This is a genomic window from Streptomyces sp. bgisy159 (genome assembly GCF_965341775.1).
Taxonomy (GTDB): domain Bacteria; phylum Actinomycetota; class Actinomycetes; order Streptomycetales; family Streptomycetaceae; genus Streptomyces.
On the sequence record NZ_CBDQZH010000001.1, the window covers coordinates 24,734 to 50,368 of the forward strand.

A 25,635-nucleotide genomic window follows, 5' to 3' on the forward strand; every position below is an offset into this window, starting at 1 on the left:
CACATGACCTCCACGCCGCCCCCGGACGAGCCCTCCGACCGGCCCGAGCGGGGCAGGAAGCCCCGGTGGAAGCGGGAGGGCCGGCCCCGGCCCGAGGGCCGGCCCGGCGACCTGTCGGAGTACTGGACGCGGGAACGCGTCGCCCGGGCCCGCCCGCCCCGCACACCCCGGCACCCGCCCGTCCGCCACGCGGACTTCCCACGCGACACCCCGTACCTCCTCGACCCGGCGGCACCGGACCCGTTCCCGCGGGTCCCCCGGCACGGCCGCCCGGTCTGCTGGCTGCTGCCGGCGGACCGGCCGAGCCCGGCGGCCGTACGCCACGGCCTGCGCCGGCTGCTCGCCGCCGAGCTGGGCGAGGACGGCGCAGGCGGGGCCGGGGACCCGGCCGGTCCGACGGACGCCGCGGCGGACCCGGAGCCCTGCCCGGCGTGCGGGCTCCTGCACGGCCTCGTCGCCGGGCACGGGCCGCGACGGGTCCACCTCGGGTACGCGCGGGAGCCCGGGGCGGTGCTGTTCGCCCTGTCCGACACCCCGGTCGGCGTCGCCCTGGTGACGTCCGCCGACGCGGAGGACGAGGACGCGCTGCGCGCCGCCCGACTGGCGGCCCGCCGGCTCGCCCTGGAACGGGCGGCCGAGCGGGGCCGGTGCGGGCCGGGCCGCCCCGGCCGGCCGGCCCACGACCTGGCCTACGTCGCCGTACCGCCGCCGCTGGTCGGGTGCGTGGTCTGGCAGGAGGCGCGGCCGCGGGAGGCGCCGGTCCCGCCCCGCCCCGGCCCCACCCCACGCGCGCCGCGATGAGCCGCCCGCACGCAGGGGACGCCGTGCGGGTGGTGTCCACCTCCACGTCGTGGACGACGCCCCGGTGGACCGGCTCGGCCTGGGCAGCGGCCGTCCCGGCGTCCCGGCGGACGCCACCGGCCCACAGCCCGTGGAGGCCGTCAGGACCCCGGCCTCCCGAACGTTTCCGCGAGCTCACCCGATCCGTTGAAGTCTTCCCCAACAGGCAACCTCAGTAAGGGTTTTACTCCTCTCCCAGGGTGCTCACAGTCATTGTCCGACGCCTCTGACCAAGGCACTCGCAGACGAGGAACCGATGACCAGTCAGCAACACCGCAGGGGAGCAAGGCGCGCGGCGTTCGCCACGGGGGCCGCACTCGCCGTCGTCGCCGTCACCGGGGCCGCCCCCGGCGTCGGCGCCGCCCCGACGTCCAAGCCCTCGAAACCGCAGCTGAAGCTGATCGCCGCGACGCAGTCCGTGACGCTCGACCGCTGGTCGGGGGAGCCCGGGGTCTACCTCGACCTCGGCACCTACCTCACCGTCGACGGGGCACCGCTGGAGTTCCGGGTGACGCGCGCGTCGTACAAGGACCCCGTCGTCGCCCGGCAGATCCTGCGCGACGGCCGGAGGACCACGTCCCGCACCCTGCCCGCGGGCCTGGTGAAGGACTTCAAGGGACTGCCCGGCTTCCTGCAGGTGTCCGTCACGGACGCCGCCGGAAAGGAGGTCGTGAAGACCGCGGGCACCTTCTGCCCGAACAACGCCGCCGGCCGGCTGCGCCCCGACGCGCCGGCCACCTCGCACTACCCGGAGAGCTGCCCGGAGAACCCGTTCACCCTCGGCTCGGTGTGGGGCGTGGAGAAGGGCTGGGCGGCCCGCACCGGCACCGTCGACTACGAGAACCCGGTGGACCTGCCCGCGGGCGAGTACACCGCCAAGGTGTCCGTCGCCAAGAAGTACCGGGACCTGTTCGGCATCCCCGACGACCGGCCCACCATCAAGGTCACCGTCCGCGACGTCGGCGACGGGGACACCGGCGGGGGCAGCGAGGAGGGCGGCACGGCCCCGCTGCGCTCCGCCGCCCGCGCGGACCACGGCGACGCCTCGCACGGCGCACCGCGGGCCGCCGCCCGGCGGCCCTCCGGCCCCGCCCGCGTCCCGGCGAACACCCCCAGGCCGGACCTGCGGTCCCTGCCCGCCTGGGGCATCGCGATCACCGACGGGGAGGACGGCGACGCGCCGGGCCGGGACTACCTCGCCTTCAGCGCGACGGTGTGGAACGCCGGCCCCTCCCCGCTCGTCGTGGACGGCTTCCGCAAGCCCGGCCAGGACCTGATGGACGCCTACCAGTACTTCTACGACGGCAAGGGCAAGCAGGTCGGCTACACGCCCACCGGCACCATGGAGTGGGACGCCCGCGACGGGCACGAGCACTGGCACTTCACCGACTTCGCCGTCTACCGGCTGCTCAGCGAGGACCGCACCAAGGAGGTGCGCAGCGGCAAGGAGGCGTTCTGCCTGGCCAACACCGACGCCGTCGACTACACGGTGAAGAACGCCAACTGGCGCCCGTACAACACCGATCTGTCGACGGCCTGCGGCGAGCAGAACACGATCTCCGTGCGGGAGGTCCTCGACGTCGGCTCCGGTGACACCTACAGCCAGTACCGGCCCGGCCAGTCCTTCGACATCACGGACCTGCCGAACGGCACGTACTACATCCAGGTGACCGCCAACCCGGAGAAGCGCCTGCACGAGGCGAACCTGAAGAACAACGTCTCCCTGCGCAAGGTGGTCCTGGGCGGCACGCCCGGCGCCCGCACGGTGCAGGTCCCGCCGTACGACCTGGTCGACGCGCCGTAGGCGCCGGCCGGTCCGTCACCCGCCCACCCGGACGTCCTTGCGCCGCAGCCACGGCAGCGGCGCCACCGAGGACCCCAGGTACGGGGTGACGCGCACCTCGAAGTGCAGGTGCGGGCCGGTCACGTTGCCGGTGGCGCCGGACAGCCCCAGCCGCTGTCCGGCGCGCACCCGCCGGCCCACGCGGACGTCGATGCGGGACAGGTGGGCGTACTGCGTGAAGTAGCCGTCGCGGTGGCGGACGAGGACCTGGTTGCCGAAGCCGTCGCCGCACGTCGCCGCCCGCACGGTGCCCGGCCCGACGGCGTGCACGGGGGTGCCGGAGTTCACCGCGAAGTCCTGGCCGGTGTGCCGGTGCTTCCACCGGCCGCCCTTCTCGGCGTACCCGGCGGTCAGCCGGTAGCCCCTCACCGGCGCCCGCCAGGAGGCGTCCGAGCGGCCCGACGAGGGCCGGGACCGGCCGGTGGGGCAGTGGCCGGCCCGTCCGTACCGGTCGACGGCGACCGGGTCGCCGCGGTGCCGCTGCACCGCCCACAGCGCGTCCCACAGGCGGGCGCGGATCTCCTTGCGACGCCGTTCGGCGGCCCGCACCTTCTCCTTCGGTGCGCCCGACTCCCGCAGGCGGTCGACGCGTTCGCGCGCCCGTTCGTGCTCGCCGACGGTCCGGGCGGCCGGGCCGGCCGCTCCGACGGCACCCGCCGCACCGGCCGGGCCGCCGGCCACGACGGGGGCGGCGGCGAGGATCACCGACAGCGCGGTGACGGCGACCGTGCGGGGGACTCGGCGGTACGTGCGGTGTTCTCGTCGCATCCTGGGATCATCGGACCGGATGCCGTGCGCACCCGCCCGCCGTCCGCCCACACGCCGGAGATTCCTCCGGGCGGCGCAGCCGTCGGCGCGCCCCGGCGCGCTCCGGGCGGAGGGCCGGCCCGCGAGGTGGCCCGTACGGGTGCGTGGACATGCGGGCGGGCGGGCAGCGGCTTTGACTGGAGACGGCGTGCACACGTCCGGCACGTATCCGACTCTGGAGGCACACCATGCCCGCTCACCGGTCACGCCGGGCCGCGGTCGCTGCCTGTGCGGTGGCGCTCGTCGTCCTCACCGGCTGCTCCGACGACGACAACCAGTCCGACGGGCCGCAGCAGGCGGCCTCCGCCGCGGCCTCCCTGGCCTCGAAGGCGGCGTCGGCGCTGGCGTCGGCGACAGCGGAGGCGGGGCAGCGGTTCGACGAGATCAAGGGCGGTATCGACGTCAAGGACGACGTCCGGCTCGGCGAGGTGACGACCGAGGACGACGGGCACGCGCGGGTGCCCGTGTCCGCCGAGAACACGACCGACGGCGCCAAGACCATCGCCGTCCAGGTCAACTTCACCGACGCCTCGGGGTCCTGGCTGGACACGGTCGTCGTCACCCTCTCCGACGTCGGCGCCGGCGACACGGCCGACGCCACCGCCCGCAGCCACCGCGACCTCAGCGGCGAGAACGGCGTGAAGGCGACCGTGGAGCGGGCCGTCCGTTACTGACGGCCAACCGGACCGCGAGGTTCCCACCCCGGCGGCGCAGGCCCTGAGCGGCCGGCGCAAGTTGACAGGCACATGCACGGGCACAACCATGTGGCCCACACTGTTGCACATTTGACCAATGGGCCCGGTGTTTCTTCTGATCTGACCAATCAGCCCTGGCATTCCTGGCATTGCCAAGATGGGATCCGCATGTCCATAGCGAGACGTGTCACCATGCGACGCCTTCTCGGGGTGAGCGCCGCGTCACTCACCCTGTGCGCCGCCTCCGTCGCCGCCGCCTCCGGAGCCTGGGCCTCCAGCGGGCCCGGCGGGGAGGGCTGGAAGTCCGGCGACGCCTACCGGCCGGGAACGGGAGCGGGCACCGAGACGGGCACCGACCGCTGCCAGTTCTCACTCGACGGCACGCACTTCTTCGACTCCGTCCGCGTCGACGACCAGAACCTGAAGCCGACCTCCGACGGCAAGGTCCACGTGACCGTCCGCGCCGCCGACAAAGCCACCACCTGCACCGCCTCGCTGGCCTCCTACCTGGCCCACGGCGCGGACTTCAAGACCTCCGGCGAGCAGGTGTTCGTCGACTTCGACACGGTGACGGTCGAGCCCGGCGCGACCGGCACCCTCGACATCGCGGTGCCGGACGCCGGCTGCTACGCGCAGATCGACCTGTACCGGGGCGCGGTCAAGTTCGACGGCCGGCACGACGCGAAGGACGGTTACGAGCACGGCGACCTGCCCAAGGGCCCGGACCGCCCGGTCATCAAGGACAAGCTGATCGCGGCCTGGAACGGCGGCACGAAGGACTGCACCGCCGAGCAGCCGCCCACCGAGCCCGAGCAGCCGCCCGCCGAGCCCGAGCAGCCCCCGGCCGAGCCCGAGCAGCCGCCCGCCGACGACAAGCCGTCCGGCACCCCCTCCGAGTCGGCGCCGGCGCCCACCCCCAGCGCCTCCGAGTCCACGCCGGCCCCCGCCCCCACCCCCAACGGCGGCGGCGGGGACCTCGCCGAGACCGGCGGCGGCGACCACACCGCGTTCATCGCGGGCGGTGCCGCCGTCCTCGTCGCGGGCGGCGCGGCCATCGTCGTCGCGACGCGCCGCCGCCGCGCGGCCGGCGCGTAACCCCACCGCGCGACGGACGGTCGCGATCCCGGCGGGCGCCCTCGGCAAAGGGCGCCCGCCGGCTCGTCCGGGACGGCACCCGGCCGTTGCACGAGCGGCCCGACGGCGGTCCCCGGTCGTCCACCCCCACCGTGAACACCGGCCTCTTCCTTTAGCCTTGGGCCCGACGGGGGCTGAGCGGGGAGATCGACATGCAGGCACTGGAACCGGACGATCCGCGCGGCATCGGCTCGTACCGGCTGCTGGGCAGGCTCGGCGCGGGCAGTATGGGCCGGGTCTATCTGGGGCGCAGCGCGGGCGGGCGGACGGTCGCGGTCAAGCTCGTCCATCCGCACTTCGCGCTCGACCGCGAGTTCCGGGCCAGGTTCCGGCGCGAGGTGGAGGCGGCGCGGCGGGTGGGCGGCGAGTGGACCGCCCCGGTGCTGGACGCCGATCCGGACGCCGCGCAGCCGTGGGTGGCGACCGGCTACGTCGCGGGGCCGGCCCTGGCCGACGCGGTCGCCGAGCACGGTCCGCTGCCCGTCCGTTCGGTACGGCTGCTGGGCCGGGGGCTGGCGCAGGCGCTGACGGCGGTGCACGCCGAGGGACTCGTCCACCGGGACGTGAAGCCGTCCAACGTGCTGCTGACCGTCGAAGGGCCCCGGCTGATCGATTTCGGCATCGTTCGAGCCACCGACGGCACCGCCTCCCTCACCGCGACCGGCGCGTCGGTCGGCTCACCCGGCTACATGGCACCCGAGCAGATCCTCGGTGAACGGGTCACCGGTTCCGCGGACGTCTTCTCCCTCGGGGCGACCCTGGCCTACGCCGCGACCGGCGCGGCGCCATTCCCGGGCGACTCCTCCGCCGCGCTGCTCTACAAGGTCGTACACGAGGAGCCCGAACTGGGTTCGCTCGGAGGCGAGTTGCGGGAGCTGGTGGCCGCCTGCCTGGCCAAGGACCCGGCAGCGCGGCCCACTCCCGCCGACATCGCCACGACCCTCTCTGAGGGAACCGGGGCCGGTGGCGGATGGCTGCCGACACCGGTGGTCGAACAGATCGGCCAGGCGGCCGTCGCGCTGCTGCACCTGGAGTCCTCGCCCCCGGCGCACGCGCCCGAGCCCGGTCCGTCGGGTCCGGTCGCGTTCAGCAGCCCCGCCGTCGGCGTCTTCGGCCCGCCGCCCGAGGAGGGCGCGTCCGCGCCGGGCACCGCCCTGCTCCAGCCGTCGGGGCAGGACCCCACCCGGGCGGAGTCCCCCCGCGCAGTGCCGCCCGGGTACGCCGCCGGCGCACCCCAGGCGCCGGCCGCACCGCCTGCCCCGAGCGGCGGCGCCGAGCAGGGGCGCACCGTGCCCGCCGCCGACGCCGGGTGGGGGCCGCCCTCGCCGCACGGCACCCGGTCCGGCCCGCAGCCCGGGACGCGGCCCACGCAGCCACTCCACCCGCCCTTCGCCTCCGCCCCCTCGCACCCGTCCGGTCCGTACGGCGACGGCGTCACGGCCGGCGCGCCGCGGCCCGGCCGCCGCACGAGCCGCACCGTCGCGGTGGCGGTGACCGCCGCCGTCGCCGCCGCCGTGCTGACGGTCACCGGCGTTCTCCTCCTCGACCGGTGGCCCGGACAGGGCGGCGACGCCGGGGACGGCCCCGACGCGTCGCGGTCGTCCTCGTCCGACGACGGCGCGGACGGCTCGCGCGCGCAGCCGTCCCCGCCCGGCACCGGCGCCACCACCTCACCCACCGCCGCCGCCGAACGAGCCGTCACGGTCCCACAGGCCTTCATCGGGACCTGGGCGGGCGACGTCGAGGAGCCCAACGCCTTCTCCGAGCACGTCCTCACCGTCGAGTTCACGGGCGGGAAGCGGAACGAGGAGGTCGCCCGCTCCACCGACCACCTCGCCCTGACCACGGTCGACGTGAAGTGCCACGCCCTCGGCACCCTCGTGTCGGCCACCGACACCTCCATCCGCGTCCGGGAGCGCGTCGACCCCTACCACCCGAGTTCGCCGGGCCAGTGCCTGACGAGCGACGTCGTATGGCTGTTCACGCTTCAGGAGGACGGCACCCTGCGCTACGAACCGGAGGGCGCCGCCCCCGGGCGCCGGGCGGGAACGCTCTCCAGAACGGACCGCTGACGCCGGGCACCGCCCCTCCGCGGAGGCCGGCCTACGGCCCGTAGCCCCCGACCGTGGCCACGTACAGCTCCGCCCAGCGGTCCGCGTCCACGTCCGACGCCACGTCCAGCAGGGCCTGTTCGCGGCCGTCGCCGTGGATCTCGGCCTCACCGGGGTGGCGCCGGCGGTCGACGACGGTCTGGCCGCGGGTGGGTCCGGTCGACAGCGAGACCTCGACGGGCAGCAGGCGGGTGGTGAGCCCGGCCGGGTCGGCGACCGCGCAGACCGCGCCCGCGTCGCCGATGCACCGGCCGGAGTCGTCGGCGTCCGCTCCGGCCGGGCGGTGCAGCAGGAGCCGTCCGGCCAGCCGGGCGCCGGGTTCCGGGCTGCCGTACAGGCGCCGCGCCTGTGCGTCGCTCACCACGACCCGCCGGAACACGTCGAGCGCGTACATCGTGGTCGGCACCCCCGCCCCGAGCAGCACGGCAGCCGCCTCGGGGTCGTGCCACACGTTGAACTCGGCGACCGGCGTGGCGTTCCCGCAGGCGACCGCGCCGCCCATGAACACGATCCGCTCGATGTTGCGGACCACCTCCGGGTGGGTGCGCAGCAGCAGGGCGATGTTGGTGAGCGGTGCCGTCGGGATCAGGGTCACCGGGCGCGGCGCGGCGAGGATCTCCCGCCGCAGGAGTGCCACGGCGTCCACGTCGACGGGGCGGCGGCTCGGCGCGGGCAGCCCGAGGTCGCCCATCCCGTCCAGGCCGTGCCAGGGGGCGACCCGGGGCACCTCCAGCAGCGGCCGCTCGGCTCCCCGCGCGACCGGGATCGCGGGAGCCCCGGCCTGCTCCAGCACGGTCAGCGTGTTGCGGACCACCCCGTCCACACCCGTGTTCCCGGCGACACAGGTCACCGCCCGCAGCTCCAGCCCCGGATGCCGCACGGCGAACAGCAGCGCCAGCGCGTCGTCGACACCGGTGTCACAGTCCATGATCACGGGGGTGGGCAGGTCGTCGGCCATGGGAAGCTCCTTCCGCCGGCCGCGAGCCTAGAACCCCCGGCCCTCACTCCCACAGCGCGTCCCCGCGCGCGGCGACCCGTTCCTCGATACGGCCCAGCAGTTCCCCGGTCGGCAGCACCCCGGGCCGGCGGCCGTCCCGCAGCCGTACGTCGGCCAGGCCGGCCGCCGCCTCCCGCTCCCCGACGACCGCGACGTAGGGCACCAGCCGGGCCGCGCGCACCCGCGCCCCGAGGCTGCCGCCGTCGGCCGGGAACAGCCGCGCCCGCAGCCCCGCCGCCTCGGCGCGCTGCACCAGCTCCCGCGCCCGCTCGTCCTGAGCGCCGGTCACCGGCAGGACCGCCAGCCGCAAGGGCGCCAGCCAGACCGGGAACGCCCCGCCGTGCCGCTCGATCAGGTGCGCGACCGCCCGCTCCACGCTGCCGACGACGCTGCGGTGCACCATCACCGGCCGGTGCTTCGCGCCGTCCGCCCCGACGTAGTGCAGGTCGAACCGCTCCGGCTGGTGGAAGTCGATCTGCACGGTCGACAGGGTCGACTCGCGGCCCGCCGCGTCCGCGATCTGGACGTCGATCTTCGGACCGTAGAACGCGGCCTCGCCCGCCGCCTCCTCGTACGGCACGCCGGACGCGTCCAGCACCTCCCGGAGCAGAGCGGTCGCCCGCCGCCACAGCGCCGGGTCGGCGACGTACTTGCCGCCCTCGCCCGGCAGCGACAGCCGGTGCCGTACCGCGCGGATGCCGAGGTCGGCGTAGGCGCGGGCGATCAGCCGCAGTGCGGCGCCGGCCTCCTCGGCCGCCTGGTCGAGGGTGCAGAAGACGTGCGCGTCGTTGAGGTGGATGGCCCGTACCCGGGTCAGACCGCCGAGCACCCCGGACAGCTCCGCGCGGTACATCCCGCCCAGCTCGGCCAGGCGCAGCGGCAGTTCGCGGTGACTGTGGGGCCGGGAACGGTAGATCAGCGCGTGGTGGGGGCACAGGCTGGGGCGCAGGACGACCTGGTCGCTCCCGCCGAGGTCCATCGGCGGGAACATGTCGTCGCGGTAGTGGTCCCAGTGGCCGGAGAGCTCGTACAGCTCCCGTTTGCCGAGGACCGGGGAGTGGACGTGCCGGTAGCCCGCCTCGCGTTCGACGCGGCGGACGTACTCCTCCAGTTCGTGCCGGACGATCGCGCCGTCGGGCAGCCAGTAGGGGAGGCCGGCACCCATCAGGGGGTCGGTGTCGAAGAGATCGAGTTCGCGGCCGAGACGGCGGTGGTCGTGCATGGTCCCTCCAGGGATCGGGGGGGAGGGCACCGGGGGTGGGGGCGGGAACGCCGAAGCCCCGGGGCACCCGCCCCGGGGCTTCGGTCTGCGCGTTCAGGTGTCAGCGCGCCGCCGGGGTGGTGTCGTCCGGCGTCGTCGTGAGTGACGGGTTGGCGCGCTTCATGAGGGGACCGTAGCGCCGGCGGCGAGCGCGGCGCGAGGGGTTTTGCGGGGGCGGGCGGTAGCGGTGGGCGGGGCCGCGGGCCGCTTACCCCATACGGACCGCAGCGGTGGTGAGGGGGCGGCGGGGGTGGTGCCGTGGGAGGGGGCGCCCCCGCCGGGGAGACCCCCGCACCCCGTCGAGACGCGCCCCCGCGCCGGAGCCCTCACCCGCACCCGCGAGAGCCCCCGCCCGGGAGCCTGACCGCACCCCGCCGTGGAGAGCCCCCCGGCCCCACGGCCCCCGCCAGGAGGCAGCCCCGATGATCCCCCGGATTCTCGACCGTCGTCAGCTGCTGCGCCCCGCCGTCCTGATCGGAACCGGTGCGCTCATCGTCGGCGGGTGCGCGGGGCTGGGCCTGGAGCATCCGGCGACCGCGCCCCCGCCGACCCCGACGGTGGAGTCGTCGTCGCCCGCGCCGCAGGCGAGCGCGGGCAGTGCGCGGGGCGGTCTCACCGACGCCCAGGCGCACGCGGCGCTGATCACCGTGTCCGACCTGGGGGCGCCCTGGGCCCCGACGCGCGGCGCGGCCACCTGGCGGGACGGCCTGCTGAAGGCCACCACCCCGGTCGCCGAGTGCCGACGACTGCTGGACGCGCTGTACACCGACGAGTTGCTGGGCGGCCCCGCCCGCGCGGACATCGCGCTCGACAACGCCGACACCGGTGCCCAGCTGCGCTTCCAGATCGGCGGGCAGAAGCCGCAGGACGTGGACCGGACGCTGGCCTGGCTGGCGACGATGCCGCAGACGTGCGCCCGGTTCACGGCGACCGCGCCGGGCGGCACGGTGCAGGACGTCCGGGTCGAGGCGGCGGCGCTGCCGGAGGTGGGGGACGCGCGTCAGGGGCTGCGCGTCCGGCTGGAGAGCGTGCCGGAGGAGAGCGAGGGCGACGGGGACGCAGAGCCGGTCACCCTCACCCTCGACGTCGCGGCCGTACGGGTCGGCGAGGACGCGTTCGCCCTCACCAACGGGGGGCTCGGCGACGTTCCGAACGAGGCGACCCAGGCGGCCGTCCAGCTCGGGGCGCTCCGCCTCGCGGACGTCCGCAAGCAGGGCCGGGTCGAGGTGTGACGCCCCGGCCTTCCGGGAGGCCCGGGCGCCTCACAAGGCCCGGTGCCTCACGGGACCATGCGCTCCACCGCGTCCTTGGCCTCCTTCAGGCCGGCGTCCGTCAGTTTGCGGTACAGCTTGATCGCCTCGATCTGCCTGCCGTCCCTCGCCAGCGCGGCCACCTCGTCGAGGCGGGGCACCGCTTCCAGCCCGAGGTGCCCGAGCATCAGGTCGATCTTGCGCTCGACGCGGGCCAGGCGGCGCTCGACACGGGCGGCGCGGAAGTCGTTGGCGGTGTAGAGCAGCAGGCCGATGATGACGATCGCGGTTATTTCCATGGCCGTTGATCCTACGGAGGCCGCTCCGGCCGGGCCGGCCCGGCGCGCCCCGGCGCCTCACTCTCCGTACAGGTCGTAGGGGGTCCGGCGTCGGCTCACCACCTCGTGCGCCAGGTCCCGCACCGTCCGCCCCTGGACGAAGGCGCGGGCCCGCAGCCGCACCAGGGCCTCGTCGGCGTCGACGCGCAGCTGGGCCATGACCATGCCGACGGCCTGGTTCATCTCCGCGTGGTCGGCGGCCGACGGGCCGGGCCACAGGCGTGCGCCGTCGGCGTGCCGGGCCAGGGAGAGGAGGACGTCCACGGTGGCGGCGGCCACCGTGTGCGCCACCCGCAGATCACCGCGGGTCAGCGCCCCCGGGACCTCGCAGTACAGGTCGAGCGTTCCCACGCACGGCGTCCGCGACCCCGCTCCCAGGGGCAGGGCGTGAATCGCCCGGATACCGGCCGCCGCCGCCTGCGGGGCGAACAAGGGCCAGCGGGAGGCGTCCCACCCGCCCGTCAGCTCCGTCGCGTGGACCGGCGCGCCGATCGCCGCGGCCCGTACGCACGGGCCCTCGCCGAGGGTGACCTGAACCGCCATCAGCCACTCGGCCCGGGCGTCGCTCGCGCCCAGCAGGAGGGGGACGCCGTCCGCGCTCAGCGCGGTACTCGCGCCGCCGACCGGCAGCAGCCGCACCGCCACGGCGCACAACCGCGCCGGCTCCTCGCCCGGCTCCGCGCCGCGCAGTTCGTCGGCGATGACCTCGCTCACGCGGTCCTGGTCGCGCACGCGCATCACCTCCGGGCGATCGTCGTCCCGGCCCCCGTCCGCGTCTCCGGCTGCCGACCCGCTCTCTACGCGCGCCGCGTACCCCCGTGACCGGCGGTGAAAACGCGACGCGGGCCGGTCAGAGGGGCGGCTGGGCCGGGGACGGGCCCAGGGTCGTGGTGCCCGGCGCGGTGCGGTGGCCGAGCCCGGTGCGGTAGGCGTCGAGGGCGGCCTCGGGGCGGCCGGTGCGCCGCAGCAGGTCACCGAGGAGACGGCACAGGTCGGCGAGGTCACCGGCCGCCCCGGCCCGTTCCAGCAGGCTCAGGGCGCGGACGTAGTGCTCCTCGGCGGCCTCGGTGTCGCGGGCGTCCTCGGCGATGATCCCGAGCAGCCGGTGCGCCGCGGCGGAGTGCACGGCGCCGCGCTCGGAGGTGAGCTGCCCGAGCACCTGCCGCAGGAGGTCCGCGGCCTCCCCCGACCTGCCGCGCCGGTGCAGCACGTCGGCCAGCTCGACGGCGACCTGACTGCTGTACAGCGCCGCCCCCTGCGCGTCCAGCATGGCCTGCGCCTGCCGCAGCTCGGCCTCGGCCTGCCCCAGCTGCCGGTCCTGCGCGTAGACGTACCCGCGCATCCAGTGGCAGTTGGCCAGCTCGGTGCGCAGCTGCAGCTGGCGGTACAGCTCGCTCGCCTTGGCGAGGGAGACGTCGGCCTCGGCGAGCCGGCCCTCGGCGAGCAGGGTGCGGGCGACGGAGCGGTGCATCCGGGCCACCAGGGCGGGGTCCTGGACCCGCGGTGCCAGGGCGAGCGCGAACTCGGCGGCCTGGGCGGCGCGGGCGTGCGCCCCCATGTCCATGTAGGGCCCGATGGCGGAGGCGTACAGCAGCAGCAGCGCGTCGGGGTCGTGCAGACCGCCCCGGTTCAGCTCGTCGAGCGTGGACTCCAGCAGGTACACCGCGTACCGCAGCTCACCCGCGAGGTAGTGGCAGACGGCCCGGCCGCGCAGCGCGGGCACCCGGGCGGGCAGCGGCGCCTCGGCCAGCGCGGCCTCGGCGCGTTCGAAGTGGTCACGGGCGGCTTCGAGGTCGCCGGTGGCGATGCCGCACTCCCCGAGCCCCAGCAGCGCCTCGGCCCGCTCCTCGGCGAGCCCGTGTCCCTCGGCCTCGGTGTGCAGCGCCGTGTACCGCCGGGCCGCCTCCTCCGCCTCGCCGGTGGCGAGGGACTGCCGGGCCTCGGTGAGGCGCAGCCGCAGATCGGTGACGAGGCGGGCGGAGCGGCCGGTCGCCAGTTCCTCGAAGTCCACGCCGAGCCGCTCGGCGATGTGGCGCAGCGCCTCGTCGGAGGGCCGCACCCGGCCGGCCTCCAGCGTGGACACGTAGGCCGGTGTGTAGGCCGGCTCGGCGAGCTGCCGCTGGGTGAGCCCCCGCCCGATCCGTAACCGCTGCACCCGACGCCCGATGACCTCGGGATCGTCCCGCTCTCCCACAGCCCGACTCACCCCAACCCCCCATGGGACTCTTGCCGTTCGGCTCGCACAGCCCCTAGGTTAAACGCTGTATTAACCGTGCTTAACACGGTGCTGTAACAGCTGGGCACCGTGTGCCCGCCGATGTCCCTGTCCCTCCGGCCCCCGGGCCGCCGGATTCGTCGACGTTGCGAGGTCGTCGTGCACGAACGCGCTTCCAACCGCCTCGCCAGAGGCCTGGCCGCGGCCCTCGTAGCGGTGACGACGCTCCTCCTGGCGGCCAACGCCGGCCCGGCCGAGGGCGACCCCGCACCGGCCCACGAGCCCCTCACCCGTCAGGCCCCGGCGCAGCCGTCGCCGCTGGCGGAGTGACCCGGGCGCCGTCGCGTCCGTCGCCCACCGGCTCACCCGCTGACGTCGAGCGCCGTGCCGTACAGCCGGTCCACCGTCAGCCGGATCACCACGCGGCGCTCGGCGACCAGCTGCCGCAGGAAGCCGTCCTCGTCCTGCGGCCTCGCCTCCGGCGGAACCATCCCGAGCAGTTCCCGCCCGACCGCGTCGCCGGCGACCGCCGTCACCTCGGACACCTCTGCCTCCCCCTCGGCCACGGCGAACGACCACACGTCACCTCCCTGCACGTGCAGCGCCGCGCGCGGGTCGCGCCGCAGGTGCGCCGCCTTGGCCCGGCCCGCCGTGGTCGAGAACCGCACGACGCGGGCCGCCGGGTCCCAGCTGTACAGCATGGTGGTCAGATGCGGGTGGCCACTGCGCCTGACGGTGGCGAGCGTGCCGAACCGCTGCCCGCCGAGCAGGTCGGAGAGGGCTTCGTCGGACAGGAGGCGAGGTGCTGGTCCTTGGGTCATGACTGGCCCAACCGCCTTTCCCGGCACGTTATTTCAGCGCGGCGGCGAGGACGGGTGAGGGCGGGCGAGCTCTCTCCTCCCGGCTACGCCTGCGTCTGCAACTGCCGCAACTGGCGGCGTACGTGGTCCAGTGCCCCCTGGCGGCGCCCGGGTACCCGGCCGCGCAGGTCGGCCAGGGCGGGGCCCAGCGCGCGGGCACGGGCGGGGTCGGGTATGCGGCCCCACTGGTGGTGGGCCCGGTCGACGGCCGCCTCCACGGGGGGCGCGTCGGCGGGCTGGCCGGCGGTCAGGCGGGCGTCCGCGACCGCGAGCCAGGTGCGGCAGCTGCGTTCGGCGTCGCCCGCGAACATCGCCAGGTCGGCGCGGACCTCCATCCAGTGCAGCGCCTCGTCCGAGCCGGGGCCGCCGGCGGTCAGCGCGGCCTGTTCCCGGCGGGCGGCCAGCGCGTCGGCCTCGGTGTGCCGGCCCGCCTGCACGGCGGCGGCGATGGCCGCGTGCGGGTCCGGGCACCCGGCCTCCGCCTCGGGCCCGGGCTCCCCGGCCGCCGCGACCCCCGCGGGTCGCGCGACGGCCTGGCCGTGCGGGTGGGCGGGGGCCGTCGCCGCCGCGGCGGGCGGGACTACGGTCCGCCGCACCGGGTGTCCGAGGGCGTGACCCGCCGGTACGCCCCCGGACGGGACCACCGGTACGCCCCCGGACGGGCCCGCCCCGGGCATCCCGCCGGCGCCGCCCGCCGTCAGCACCAGGTCGCCCACCTCTCCCTCGCCCGCGATGCGGCTGAGGGCCAGCTGGTGGAGCTGGTCCAGCGGGGGCCGCACGCCGCTGCGCAGGATCGTCGCGACGGTCCGCATGTACGTCGGGGCGGCGACCGCCCGCCGGCCCGGGGGCGGCGCGATCCGGCCGTAGAGGGCGATGTGGTGGCCGCAGTCGGGGGTGTGGCCGCGCAGCCACGCCCAGCTCTCCGGGTCGGCGTGGAGGTCGACGACGACGGCGGTGGTGCCGGGCGCGCGCAGCCGCAGTTCCTCCCGGAGCCACTGCCAGGGCAGGGCGGTGTACCGGACGGACGCCGGGGTGGTGCGGGCCAGCGCCAGGTGGGGCTGGTGGGCGCGGCGGTCGAGCTGGAGCTGCCCGGTGATGAAGAGGGTCAGCGGACCGGGTGCGGTCGCCGCGGCGCGCAGCCGGGTCAGGACGGCCTGCGGTTCCAGGGGGTCGGCCAGTTCGACGACGTTCGCGGTGTCGGTGCCGGCCAGCACCCCGGGCGGCACCGCCGCGAGCACGGGCAGCACCGACGCGGCGTCCACCAGGCGGCCCTTGCCGACCGGCGAGGCCGCGAGCAGCAACACGGCTCCGGGCACGGTTCCCTGCCCCATGGCTCCTCCCCCCTGTGGATCACGTACGCCAGCACCGTAACCTCTGCGGCTGCGAAGAGGGGCCTCCGGACCGCCAACGGCCACCCGTGAGGGGGTGACACGTCCTCGGCGCCCGGCGGAGTCGGCCCTGCCCCGCGGAGTCGGCCCCGCCCCGCGGAGTCACGGTCGGCCCCGCGGAGTCACGGTCGCCGCCGCGGACTCTGGGTCAGCCCCGCCCCGACCGCCGCACCGCGAAGATCGTCGTGTCGTCGCCCAGCCTGCCGCCGCAGTGCCGCAGCGTGCCGTCGCGGACGAGCGCGACCAGCCGGGACGGCTCGGCGAGGCCGGGGTCGCGGCCGGTGGCGCGGGCCAGTTCCTCGGCCAGGGGGTAGAAGGCGCCGTCCGCGTCGCGGGCCTCGGTCACCCCGTCGGTGAACAGCAGCAGGGTCTCGTCGGGCGCGACGGGCACCCGCCGTACGCGGAACCGCTCCGCGCCGCGCGTCAGTCCGCCGAGACCGATGGGGAGGCGGTCGCCCAGGGGCAGCGGTCGTACGCCGGTGGGGCCGACGACGAGTGGCGGTTCATGGCCGAAGTCGACCACCTCGACGACGTCGGCGGTGTCGCCCGCCCCCGGACCGGCCGGCGGGAACCCCAGCAGGACGGCCGTCGCGAACCGGTCGTCGTCCTCGCGGGCCAGCGCCTCGATGTGCCGCTGATGCCGCCGCATCCGGGTCTCCAGCCGGTCGGCGACCGTGGCGAGGTCGCGCTCGTGGTACGCGGCCTCGCGGAACGTGCCGAGCAGCGCCGCCGCCGTCTCGACCGCGCCGAGCCCCTTGCCCTGGACGTCACCGAGGAGGACGCGGGTGCCGTGGGGGCCGGGCTGGATGTCGTAGAAGTCGCCGCCGACCCGGGCGTCCGCGTCGGCGGCGAGGTAGACGGCCGCGTGCTCCAGACCGCCCCAGGGCGACGGCAGCGGACGCAGCACGGTCCGCCGCGTCGTGTCGGCGATGTCCATCATGTGCAGCATCCGCTGCTCGCCGCGCAGCCGCACCTCACAGGCCAGGACGGACAGCACACCGCCGACCGCGACCAGCGCGAAGTCGCCCGGCCCCGACCGGTACTCCTCGGGCAGGGCCGTGTCGATGCCGAGGAAGGCCGCGAGGGACAGCACGGCGAACGCGGCCGTCGTCCACACCCCGCACAGCGCGGCGGCGATGGCGGAGACGAACACGCACCAGGAGACCATCCGGAAGTTGCCGGTGGTGCTGAAGTCGGCGACGGTGATGGCGACGAGCAGGAGCAGCGGCACCACCCAGGTGACACTGCGGCCCCGGAACCGCAGCAGCTGCTGGCGGCGCAGTACCTCGCGGCGCCGCGGTCGCTGAGGGCGCACCCCGATCGCGTCGACGGTGCGGGCGCCGACCTGTCGTCCGTCGCCTGTCACCAGCCGCAGCCCTCCCGTCTCACCGAGCGCAGCCCTCCGTGCACCGTGGCCTTCGGCTCCCTGCCCAGCGAAGCACGGGGTACGGGGGGCCGCATCCGGGCACCCGACTTGCCTCCGGCCCCGCCCCGGTGTGCTCTGGAAGGCGGGGACGAGGAGACGGAGAGAGGAGCGCGCCATGGCTCATGCGGCACCCGCCCCGGGCAGGCCCCCCGCCCGGACCGGCCGGCCCGGCCCGCCCGCCCGGCGTTCCGGGACCCCCGATGTCTTCGACGAGCGTGTCCACCGCGTCGCGTGGTGGGTGAGCGCCGTCGCGCTCGGACTGATCTACGGGTACTGGGCGGCCGCCAACCGCCGTTCCGGTGGGCCCATCACCGGCTGGAACCTGCTGTTCGGTTTCGTCACCGCGGCCGTGTTCATGCTGCTGTTCCTGGCGGTGCACGTGGTCGCGCCGCGGCTGAGGCGGGAGCTGCACGCCCTGCTGTGGACGGCGTTCACGGGATGCGCGTTCGGGTTCCTCTACAGCCAGAGCGGGGCGAGCGTGCTGCGCTCGGCGGTGATGTCCCTGGCGGTGGCGGCGGCGGCCTTCGCGGTGATGTTCTACCGGTACTACACGCACGAGGACGCGGAGGGCCACCGCATCCGCTGACCCGGCAGGCCGGAGCGCGGTCTACGCCTCCGGGCCCGCGCCCCCTGTGCTGCCTCGCCGCGGCTACGCGTCCACGCGCCGCAGGAAGTCCGCCAGCACCGCGTCGAACGCCTGCGGTCGCTCCAGGTTCGGCAGGTGGGCGCAGCCCGGCAGGACGGCCAGGGTGGAGTCGGGGAGGGCGGCGTGCATGGCCCGCGCGTCCGCGACCGGCGTGTACGCGTCGTCCTCGCCGACCACCACCAGGGCGGGGCAGCGGACGCGGGTGAGCAGGGCGCGGTAGTCGGGGCGGTCGGCGCGGCCGCGCAGGGCGGCGGCCGCGCCCTCGGGGTCGGTGGCGGTCATCATGCGGTGGACGTGCGCCTTGACGTGGGGTTCCGCGTACGGGGCGACCATCTTCTCCAGGACCTCGTCGGCGTAGCCGCGCATGCCTTCGGCGAGCAGCCGGTCGGCCGTGGCGTTGCGGGCCGCCTTGCCGCCGCCGGTCTCGGCCGCCGGGAAGGTGTCCGCGAGGACCAGGCCCCGGACACGGTCGCCGAAGCGGGCGTAGCACTCCATGGCGATCTGGCCGCCCATGGACAGGCCGGCCAGCACGAACGTCTCCACCTTGAGGTGGTCCAGCAGTTCCTCGATGTCCTCGGCGAACCGCGACAGCGGGACCCGGCCCGGTGTGACGGGGGAGGCCCCGTAGCCGCGCAGGTCGGGCGCGACGACCCGGCGCTGCGGGGCGAACGTCTCGATCTGCGGGGTCCACATGGTGCGGTCGAAGGGGTGACCGTGGACGAGGACGAGGGGACTGCGAGGAGCGCGAGGGGTGAGGGGGGCGCGGGCGCCGCGCCCGGTATCCGCACCTCTGTCCTCGTATGCGAGGAAGGGGGTCATGGCGCCGACCCTAGGACGCGGCCCTTGCTCGGTGCAATAGAATCTTTGCCCTCGGTGCAATCCAGGGGGGGCAAGGCATGAGCGACTACCGGCGCATCGCCGACCGCATCGCACAGGACATCGCCGACGGGCGACTCCGGGCCGGCCAACGCCTGCCGCCGCAACGGCAGTTCGCGCGACGCCACCACATCGCGCCGTCCACCGCCGGCCGGGTGTACGCCGAACTGGTGCGGCGCGGACTGGTGGTGGGCGAGGTCGGGCGGGGCACCTTCGTACGGGCCACGCCCGAGACGCCTCCCGGGCGGGCCCTGGTCGAGGCGACCGGCACCGCGGCACCCGTGAACCTGGAGCTCAACTACCCGCTCGTGCCGGGCCAGTCGGAACTGCTCGCCCCCGCGCTGGCGCCGCTGCTGCGCCCGGACGCCCTCGGCGAGGCCCTGCGACCCGCCGCCGCGACCGGCACCGCGGCGGCCCGCGAGGCGGCGGCGGACCTGCTCGCCGTACCCGGCTGGCGACCGCGGCCCGAGCAGCTCCTGTTCACCGGCAACACCCGGCAGTCCATCGCCGCAGCCCTGGCCTCGCTGGTCCGGCCGGGCGGCCGGGTCGGGGTCGAAGAACTGACGTATCCGCTGGTCAAGGAGATAGCCGCGCGGCTTGCGATCAGGCTGGTGCCGCTCGCGGGCGATGCGGAGGGGGTACGGCCGGACGCCGTCGCCGACGCCCATCGCGCGGGCCCGCTGTCCGCGCTCTACCTCCAGCCGGCCCTGCACAACCCGACGACGCGCGCGACCGGCGCCGCCCGGCTGCGGGAAGTCGCCGACCTGATGGGCCGGTTGTCGCTTCCCGCCGTCGAGGACCGCGTCTGGTCCTTCCTCCGCCCGGACGCGGTGCCGCTCGCCGCCCACGCGCCGGCGCTCACCCATGTCGTCGACGGGCTGTCCAAGCGGGTCGCGCCCGGACTGAGCGCGGGCTTCGTCGTCGTACCACCGGACCGGGTGGAGGCGGTGGCCCACGCGGTGCGGTCCGGGGGGTGGGGCGCGGGACGGTTCGCGCTGGAGGCGGCGGTGCGGTGGGCCGGCGACGGGACCGTGGCCCGGCTGGTCGCGGCGAAACGGGCGGACGCCGGGGTGCGCCAGACGTGGACGCGTGACCTGCTCGGCGCGTACGGTGCCCGGACCGACCCGGGGGCGTACTTCGCCTGGTGGGAGCTGCCGGCGCCGTGGCGGGCGGACACCTTCACCGCGGCGGCCGCCGCCCACGGCATCGCCGTGACCCCCGGCACGGCGTTCCCCGTCGACCCGCACCGCACCCCCGACGCGGTCAGACTCGGCCTGGCGTCGGCCCCGCCGGAGCGTCTGACCTGGGCGCTCCGTACGCTCGCCGACATCGTGCGGGGAACGTCCCCCGAGGCCGGCGCCTGACCCGACACCCAACACCGCGGCGCACGCCACCTCGGGCGCCCACATCGGGCACCCCACCGCGGGCACCCCACCGTGAAAACCCACCGTGAAACCCACCACGCGCGAGCGCCTCACCCCAGCCGCGACCCCGCGACCCCTCGACCCCGAGGCCCCTCGGCTCCCCCCACGACACACCGCGACCCCGCCCGCGCCCGGCCCCGCCCCCCCGGGTCAGACCCGCGTCCGCGCCGCCGCGCCCGGAGGGGACGCCGCGTGTGCCGCTCGGCGGCGTCGGGTGCGGGCCAGGACCCGGGGGCGGCGGCTGAGCCAGGTGGCCGCCGCCGCGGTGAGGCCGAGGGCCAGCAGGAGCCAGGACGCGGCGCGCAGGGTCCCGGTGAGGGCGTCGTAGACGGCCGCGGCGGCGGGCCGGTGGGCGGGGTCGGCGAGGTCGGACAGGGTGAGGTGGCGGCCGACGGCCACCGCAAGGCCCAGGAGCGCGCCGCCCAGCGCGGTGCCGAGGGCGGTCGCGGTCACCGCGCGGCGGCGCCGCACGGCGAGCGCGATACCGGCCGCGGCGAGCGCGACGGCGGCCACGGGAAGCCAGAGTCCGGCGAGGTCCAGCACGTGATAACCCTTCCGCAGGGCCGCCAGCTCCCGGGCGTCCAGCACCGCGACGGGGCGGTGTTCGACGGGGACACGGGCAGCGAACGGGACGTTCTCGTCGGCGAGTTGACGTTGCAACGGGGAGGTGACGGCGGCCAGGTCGACGGTGACCGGGCCGGAGCGGCCGTCGTCGTGCAGGGCGGACATCACCGCGGTGTGGGTGGCCGCGTTCCCGGCGTCCCACGCGGCACGGAAGGCGCGGGTCGCGGTGAAGGAGTGCGCGGCGTCCTCGGCGAACGCCGGTGTCAGGCCGGTCTCCCGGGCGATACCGTCCCCGACCGTGGCCGCCACGGCGTCCCGGATCGCCGGGTCGTCGGCCAGCGGGCCCATCGCGGTGACGTACCGGTGTGTGTCCGTCAGGCCGTACGCCGCCCAGGCCGCCAGCGTGCCGAACGGCAGCAGCAGGCAGGCCAGGGCGATCAGGACGGCCGACAGGCCGGTCCGCAGACGGTGCGACACGGTTCCAGGCAAGGCCGCGGGCGGGGCGGGCGCGAGCGGGGTGGGCCGTACGGGTGAGAACCGCTCCGGGTACACCGCGGGGGCCGTCCCCGACGCCGCCCGGACGTGGGGATTCCGTCCTCCGGTGGAGAGTTCACCCGAACGGGTGTTTCCTGGAGATCGGGGAGAAGGAGGCCGATTCATGCGCACCACTCCGGCCCTGCGGATCCTGGCCGCGGCCCTGCTCACCGGGGGCACCTTCGCCGTCGCGGCGGCGGGCACCCCGGCGTCGGCAGCCCCGCCGACCTACGCCGAAGGACTCGGTGGCGGCGGGCTCGGCGGCCAGACCGCCGACCATGGCAAGCGGCCCGTCCGGGGCACCGTCGTATCCCGCACCCCTCTCAACGTGCGGCAGGCACCCACCACCCACTCACCCGTCGTCGACAGGCTCGCGCCCGGCAGTCAGGACCGTGTGCAGTGCATGGTCCGCGGACAGAGCGTGAACGGCAACCCGTACTGGTACTGGCTCGTCCACACCCGGGCGTGGGCCAGCGCCGAGTTCATCGACACCCACGGCACCTGGGTCCCGGCCTGCGCCGACCCGTGCCCGCGGTGGAAGGACGGTCACTGGACCAACTGGGACGACGACTGGGCCGACACCGCCTGGGGCGCCTCGGTCACCGTCTCGCTCACCATCTCGGGCCGCCTCCACGGCACTTCCTGAGCCTCATCGGAATCCGGGGCGGCCGACCCCGGCGGTCCGGTGAGCGGAGGGATGAGGGAAGCGAGGGCCCCGGCGGGCCCGACCCGCCGGGGCCCTCGCACGCCGGCGTCGGACACCGGTGCCGCGCGGGTCGGCGACAACGGGTGTTCCTCGGCCAGGTCCGTCACCGCTCCCCGGCGCAGGGAAACCCTGGTCGATGCCGACTCGGGGCAGGGCAGGGCCGGAAGGTGCAGCCGTTTCGACATGGCGAAGGACGGGACCCTCAGCCCGTCGCCCTGACGTTCGCCTGACGTTCGCGGATACGCGCGCGCGGGCGCGGCTCAGCCCTTGACCGCCGAACTCGCCACGCCCTGGACGAACCAGCGCTGGAAGAAGGCGAAGACGATCAGTACGGGCAGGACCAGCAGCACGCCGAAGGCGAGGATCTGGCCCCAGTCCGGCGGCTGCTGGCCCTGGAAAACGCTCATCTCCAGGGGGAGCGGGCGCACCGACGGGTCGGAGACCATCAGGACCGGCCAGAGGAACGATCCCCACTGGATGAGGAAGGTGAGGATCGCGACCGAGGCGAACACCGGCCTGGACATCGGCACGATGATGGCGAAGAAGGTGCGCCACGGCCCGGCCCCGTCCAGCCGGGCCGCCTCCTCGATGCTCGGCGGGATCTTCCGGAAGAACGTGTGGAACTGGTAGATGGCGAAGGCGTTCGCGACGAACGGCACCGCCTGGATCCACAGCGTGTTGCGCTGGCCGTTGAACATGTAGAACAGCGGCACCGCCACCGACTCGAACGGGATCAGCATCAGCAGCAGGACCAGCGTGAACACCGCGTTCTGGCCGCGCCACCGGAGCCGCGTCAGGCCGTACGCGGCCATGGAGTTGACGAACAGTCCGCCGGTCACCACCACGAACGCCAGCAGCACCGAGACGCCCATGAACTGCCAGAAGTGGCCGGTGCTGTCGGAGCTGAGGCTGTCGAGGACGGCCGTGTAGTTGTCGAACGACAGATGGGTGGGCGCGAATCCGGACAGCCCGCCGAGCACCTCGTCGGACGGCTTGAGGCTGCCGAGGAAGAGATAGAGGGCGGGGAGGGCGAAGAGGAGCGCCAGGCCGCTCAGGACGGTGTAGTCGAGGACGCGGCGGACGGGTGTGCGGGTCATGGCCATGGTGCGGTCGGCCCTCCCTAGGAGTCGTTGTCGGGCCGGACGACACGGCGCTGGACGATCGTCAGGACGAGGACGATCAGGAAGAACACCACCGTGATCGCGGAGGCCTGTCCGATGTTGTTCTGGTCGAAGGCCGTGGTGACGGCCTGGTACATCACGGTGCGCGTGGCGTTCTCGTCCAGACCGCCGCCGCGGATGAGGATGTACACCTGGTCGAAGATCCGGAAGGACAGCACCGAGGTGAGCATCGCGACGAACACCAGCGTGCCGCGGATGCCGGGCAGGGTGACGTGCCGGAACCGCTGCCAGCGGGAGGCCCGGTCCAGCTCGGCGGCCTCGTAGAGCTCCTCCGGTATCTGCTGGAGCCCGGCCAGCAGGATGACCATCTGGAAGCCGACGCCCTGCCACACCGACAGCACGATGATCGAGGCCATGGCGGTGGCGCCGTCGCCCAGCCAGTCGAAGGCGCCCCAGTTCCCGAAACTCACCGCGTCCAGCGCGGAGTTGAGCATGCCCTGGTCGCTGCGGGCGAGGATCAGCCGCCACACCACGGCGACCAGCGCCATCGGGAAGACGACCGGCATGAAGAAGAGCGACCGGAACAGCCCGATGGCCTTCAGCTTGCGGTTGAGCAGGATCGCCAGACCCAGCGCCAGCGCCGTCTGCAGGGGTACGACGACCGCGGCGAAGGTCAGGTTGTTCAGCAGCGCCCGCAGGAACGGGCCGGACAGGTCGGGGTCGGTGAACAGCCGCCGGTAGTGCTCGACGCCGAAGAAGGCGGGCTCCAGGGGGGAGCCGAGGCGGACGTTGTAGAAGGAGAGCACGACGGCGTAGCCGAACGGGATGCCGACGAAGGCGAGCAGCCCGACGACGGCCGGGGCTGCCATCAGCAGCCCGTGCAGCCGGTCGCGGTTCCCGCGCGGCCGGCGTGCGGAGTGCGCGGGGGACGTGCGGGACGCCGGGGTCTGGCGGGCGGTCTGCGCCCGGCCTGGGGCCGCGCCGTGCGCGGGTTCCACGGTTCTCACGGGGAGGGTCCTCTTCCCGGCGGGGCGGACGCGGCCGGCTCTGCGCCGCCGGCCCGCCCCGGCCGTTGGGTCCTGCGGGTTACGGGATCTCGTAGCCGGCGTTGTCGGAGAAGTCCCGGTCGATGGCGCGGGCCGCCTTCTCCAGGGCCGACTTGGGGTCGGTGCCGCCGTAGATGGCGTTCAGTGCCTCACTGAACTTCGCGGTGACCGTGGGGTATCCGGCGGTCACGGGGCGGGTGACGGCGACGCAGGACCGGGTGATGTCCTTGTCGCCGCACGGCTTGGCGAGCTGGTCGGCGAAGAGCTGGAGCGGGCCGCCCTGCTTGTACAGGTCGCTGGCGGCCAGCGCCGACTTGGTGCCGGGCACCGCGCCGTTGGCCTTCGTCATCGCGCCGACGTTGGCGTCGTTGAGGAGGTAGTCCAGGAAGACGCCGGAGGCCTTGGCGTTCTTGGTGCCGGCGCCGATGCCCCAGGCCCAGGAACCCTGCCCGGTCTTCGGGCCGTTGCCGAAGTCCGGCAGCGGCAGCACCACCAGGTCGTCGCCGAGGGCCTCGCTGTAGGCGGGGTACATCCAGTGCCCGACCCAGCTCAGCGCGACCTTGCCCTTGGCGAAGGCGTTGCCGTCGGTGTTCGGGTCGACGTACGTCTTCCAGGACTGGAAGGTCTTCATGGCCGAGACGACGTCCGGGCTGTCGAGGACACCCTCGGCCTTGCCGTTGCGCAGCAGGCCGCCGCCGGCCGACCAGACGATCGGGGAGAAGCCGTAGGTGCCCCACTCGCCGGCCAGACCGTACTGCTCCGATATGTCGAGGACCTTGCCGTCGGCGTCCTTGGCCTTCAGTGCCGTGAGGGCGGCGCCGAACTCCTGCGCCGTCCAGGCGTCGCCCACGCCGGTCGGGTACTTCACCCCGGCCGCGTCCAGCAGCTTCTTGTTGCCGTACATGCCGAGACCGGAGTCGAACATGCCGAGCCCGTAGTGCTTGCCGTCGATCTCGCCCTGCGCCTTGATGGCGTCGGTGGCGTTGGCGAGGGTCTTGACGGAGAGGTGGTCGTCGACCGGGGCGAGCTTGCCGTTGTACACGAAGTTGGCCATCGTCGGGCCGTCGAACTCCAGCACGTCCGGCAGTTCGGAGGCGGCGGTGGCCGTGATGGTCTTGGTGTAGTCGTTCTCGGGGATCAGCTTCAGCTCGGCCTTGACGTCGCTCTGCGAGGAGTTGAACGACTTCACCGCGTTCTGCAGCGCGGCGGCCTCGCCGGCCTGGCCCTGGTGGGCCCAGACGCTGATGGTGCCCTTGCCGCTGCCCTCCTCGGCGGAGGCTCCGCTGCCGCCGCCCGAGCCGCAGGCGGCCAGCGCCGCCAGGGGCAGCAGGGTCAGGGCCGTGAGGGCCGTGCGACGGTACCTTCTGTCTCCGTTGATCATGGTTGGTGCCTCCGTGCGGGGATGAGCGAGGGTGTGCCGGGGGTGCGTGGGGGGAGCCGCGGGACCTGAACTGAACCGGGGCCGCGGAAACCAGGGGGGACTCGCCGGACCTGCCTGGTCCGGGAGGAGCGGGGAGCAAGCGGGCAGGGGAGGGGGAGGAAGCGGGCGAGGG

24 protein-coding genes and 1 pseudogene are annotated in these 25,635 nt (G+C 75.1%); 10 read left to right on the plus strand and 15 right to left on the minus strand.

Translation table 11 applies throughout. From position 1 onward, the window contains the following. Positions 1–3: 3 nt before the first annotated feature. Positions 4–801: a hypothetical protein gene (locus ACSLTV_RS00140; RefSeq protein ID WP_435611400.1), complete on the plus strand. Its 798-nt coding sequence runs from the start codon at positions 4–6 to the stop codon at positions 799–801. A gap of 40 nt (positions 802–841) precedes the next feature. Here the strand turns inward: ACSLTV_RS00140 and ACSLTV_RS00145 are convergent. Next, positions 842–979, minus strand: a pseudogene (locus ACSLTV_RS00145) (hypothetical protein); the annotation flags it as partial. Between the two features lie 117 nt (positions 980–1,096). Between ACSLTV_RS00145 and ACSLTV_RS00150 the strand changes: the two are divergent. Continuing rightward, positions 1,097–2,644 (plus strand): lysyl oxidase family protein, encoded by a 1,548-nt coding sequence (locus ACSLTV_RS00150; RefSeq protein WP_432157493.1) that lies wholly within the window; start codon positions 1,097–1,099, stop codon positions 2,642–2,644. Positions 2,645–2,659: 15 nt separating this feature from the next. Here ACSLTV_RS00150 and ACSLTV_RS00155 read toward each other — a convergent pair whose 3' ends face one another. Then, complete coding sequence (locus tag ACSLTV_RS00155) at positions 2,660–3,451, minus strand: M23 family metallopeptidase (protein ID WP_435611401.1); 792 nt, start codon at positions 3,449–3,451, stop codon at positions 2,660–2,662. Between the two features lie 227 nt (positions 3,452–3,678). On the opposite strand from ACSLTV_RS00155, the gene ACSLTV_RS00160 reads away from it, so the two are divergent. The 3 genes from ACSLTV_RS00160 to ACSLTV_RS00170 all read left to right on the plus strand — a co-directional run bounded on the left by ACSLTV_RS00160 (position 3,679) and on the right by ACSLTV_RS00170 (position 7,391). Then, entirely contained in the window at positions 3,679–4,164 is a 486-nt protein-coding gene (locus ACSLTV_RS00160; RefSeq protein ID WP_432133654.1) for a hypothetical protein, read from the plus strand. A gap of 189 nt (positions 4,165–4,353) precedes the next feature. Beyond that, complete coding sequence (locus ACSLTV_RS00165) at positions 4,354–5,280, plus strand: LAETG motif-containing sortase-dependent surface protein (protein WP_435611402.1); 927 nt, start codon at positions 4,354–4,356, stop codon at positions 5,278–5,280. 191 nt (positions 5,281–5,471) lie between these two features. Continuing rightward, positions 5,472–7,391 carry a protein kinase domain-containing protein gene (locus tag ACSLTV_RS00170; RefSeq protein ID WP_435611403.1) on the plus strand — a complete coding sequence of 640 codons (1,920 nt, stop codon included), beginning with the start codon at positions 5,472–5,474 and terminating at the stop codon, positions 7,389–7,391. A gap of 31 nt (positions 7,392–7,422) precedes the next feature. Here the strand turns inward: ACSLTV_RS00170 and ACSLTV_RS00175 are convergent, their stop codons facing one another. After that, entirely contained in the window at positions 7,423–8,388 is a 966-nt protein-coding gene (locus ACSLTV_RS00175; protein ID WP_432133651.1) for a nucleoside hydrolase, read from the minus strand. A 43-nt stretch (positions 8,389–8,431) separates the two neighbouring features. Continuing rightward, positions 8,432–9,649 carry a threonine--tRNA ligase gene (thrS, locus tag ACSLTV_RS00180; protein WP_432133650.1) on the minus strand — a complete coding sequence of 406 codons (1,218 nt, stop codon included), beginning with the start codon at positions 9,647–9,649 and terminating at the stop codon, positions 8,432–8,434. Positions 9,650–10,110: 461 nt separating this feature from the next. Here thrS and ACSLTV_RS00185 point away from each other — a divergent pair, with 461 nt between their 5' ends. Continuing rightward, entirely contained in the window at positions 10,111–10,920 is an 810-nt protein-coding gene (locus tag ACSLTV_RS00185; RefSeq protein ID WP_432157490.1) for a hypothetical protein, read from the plus strand. Between the two features lie 47 nt (positions 10,921–10,967). Here the strand turns inward: ACSLTV_RS00185 and ACSLTV_RS00190 are convergent, their stop codons facing one another. The 3 genes from ACSLTV_RS00190 to ACSLTV_RS00200 form a co-directional block, all read right to left on the minus strand. Continuing rightward, positions 10,968–11,237, minus strand: coding sequence for a hypothetical protein (locus ACSLTV_RS00190; RefSeq protein WP_432157489.1), 270 nt, complete (start codon positions 11,235–11,237; stop codon positions 10,968–10,970). Positions 11,238–11,294: 57 nt separating this feature from the next. Then, positions 11,295–12,014 carry a GAF and ANTAR domain-containing protein gene (locus ACSLTV_RS00195; RefSeq protein WP_432133647.1) on the minus strand — a complete coding sequence of 240 codons (720 nt, stop codon included), beginning with the start codon at positions 12,012–12,014 and terminating at the stop codon, positions 11,295–11,297. A 112-nt stretch (positions 12,015–12,126) separates the two neighbouring features. Continuing rightward, on the minus strand, positions 12,127–13,470 hold the full coding sequence (locus ACSLTV_RS00200; RefSeq protein WP_435611404.1) for a tetratricopeptide repeat protein: 1,344 nt from the start codon (positions 13,468–13,470) through the stop codon (positions 12,127–12,129). A 180-nt stretch (positions 13,471–13,650) separates the two neighbouring features. Here ACSLTV_RS00200 and ACSLTV_RS00205 point away from each other — a divergent pair, with 180 nt between their 5' ends. After that, positions 13,651–13,821, plus strand: a complete 171-nt coding sequence (locus ACSLTV_RS00205) for a hypothetical protein (RefSeq protein WP_432133646.1) — start codon at positions 13,651–13,653, stop codon at positions 13,819–13,821. 32 nt (positions 13,822–13,853) lie between these two features. Here ACSLTV_RS00205 and ACSLTV_RS00210 read toward each other — a convergent pair whose 3' ends face one another. The 3 genes from ACSLTV_RS00210 to ACSLTV_RS00220 all read right to left on the minus strand — a co-directional run bounded on the left by ACSLTV_RS00210 (position 13,854) and on the right by ACSLTV_RS00220 (position 17,060). Further along, positions 13,854–14,312, minus strand: a complete 459-nt coding sequence (locus ACSLTV_RS00210; protein ID WP_432133645.1) for a PPOX class F420-dependent oxidoreductase — start codon at positions 14,310–14,312, stop codon at positions 13,854–13,856. 83 nt (positions 14,313–14,395) lie between these two features. Next, positions 14,396–15,667, minus strand: a complete 1,272-nt coding sequence (locus ACSLTV_RS00215) for a hypothetical protein (RefSeq protein ID WP_435611502.1) — start codon at positions 15,665–15,667, stop codon at positions 14,396–14,398. 220 nt (positions 15,668–15,887) lie between these two features. Then, entirely contained in the window at positions 15,888–17,060 is a 1,173-nt protein-coding gene (locus ACSLTV_RS00220) for a PP2C family protein-serine/threonine phosphatase (RefSeq protein ID WP_432133731.1), read from the minus strand. A 220-nt stretch (positions 17,061–17,280) separates the two neighbouring features. On the opposite strand from ACSLTV_RS00220, the gene ACSLTV_RS00225 reads away from it, so the two are divergent. Continuing rightward, a complete protein-coding gene (locus ACSLTV_RS00225) occupies positions 17,281–17,751 on the plus strand; it encodes a hypothetical protein (protein ID WP_432133644.1) in 471 nt (156 codons plus the stop codon). Between the two features lie 63 nt (positions 17,752–17,814). Here ACSLTV_RS00225 and ACSLTV_RS00230 read toward each other — a convergent pair whose 3' ends face one another. Next, complete coding sequence (locus ACSLTV_RS00230; protein ID WP_432133643.1) at positions 17,815–18,630, minus strand: alpha/beta fold hydrolase; 816 nt, start codon at positions 18,628–18,630, stop codon at positions 17,815–17,817. Between the two features lie 77 nt (positions 18,631–18,707). Here ACSLTV_RS00230 and ACSLTV_RS00235 point away from each other — a divergent pair, with 77 nt between their 5' ends. Continuing rightward, complete coding sequence (locus ACSLTV_RS00235) at positions 18,708–20,051, plus strand: PLP-dependent aminotransferase family protein (protein WP_435611405.1); 1,344 nt, start codon at positions 18,708–18,710, stop codon at positions 20,049–20,051. A 210-nt stretch (positions 20,052–20,261) separates the two neighbouring features. Here the strand turns inward: ACSLTV_RS00235 and ACSLTV_RS00240 are convergent, their stop codons facing one another. Continuing rightward, positions 20,262–21,152 carry a hypothetical protein gene (locus ACSLTV_RS00240; RefSeq protein ID WP_432133641.1) on the minus strand — a complete coding sequence of 297 codons (891 nt, stop codon included), beginning with the start codon at positions 21,150–21,152 and terminating at the stop codon, positions 20,262–20,264. Between the two features lie 181 nt (positions 21,153–21,333). Here ACSLTV_RS00240 and ACSLTV_RS00245 point away from each other — a divergent pair, with 181 nt between their 5' ends. Next, positions 21,334–21,855 carry an SH3 domain-containing protein gene (locus ACSLTV_RS00245; RefSeq protein WP_432133640.1) on the plus strand — a complete coding sequence of 174 codons (522 nt, stop codon included), beginning with the start codon at positions 21,334–21,336 and terminating at the stop codon, positions 21,853–21,855. 320 nt (positions 21,856–22,175) lie between these two features. On the opposite strand, the gene ACSLTV_RS00250 is transcribed toward ACSLTV_RS00245, so the two are convergent. The 3 genes from ACSLTV_RS00250 to ACSLTV_RS00260 all read right to left on the minus strand — a co-directional run bounded on the left by ACSLTV_RS00250 (position 22,176) and on the right by ACSLTV_RS00260 (position 25,463). Next, positions 22,176–23,018, minus strand: a complete 843-nt coding sequence (locus ACSLTV_RS00250; RefSeq protein ID WP_432133639.1) for a carbohydrate ABC transporter permease — start codon at positions 23,016–23,018, stop codon at positions 22,176–22,178. 17 nt (positions 23,019–23,035) lie between these two features. Continuing rightward, positions 23,036–24,043 carry a carbohydrate ABC transporter permease gene (locus tag ACSLTV_RS00255; RefSeq protein ID WP_432133638.1) on the minus strand — a complete coding sequence of 336 codons (1,008 nt, stop codon included), beginning with the start codon at positions 24,041–24,043 and terminating at the stop codon, positions 23,036–23,038. Positions 24,044–24,122: 79 nt separating this feature from the next. Further along, on the minus strand, positions 24,123–25,463 hold the full coding sequence (locus tag ACSLTV_RS00260; RefSeq protein ID WP_432133637.1) for an ABC transporter substrate-binding protein: 1,341 nt from the start codon (positions 25,461–25,463) through the stop codon (positions 24,123–24,125). Positions 25,464–25,635: the final 172 nt, after the last annotated feature.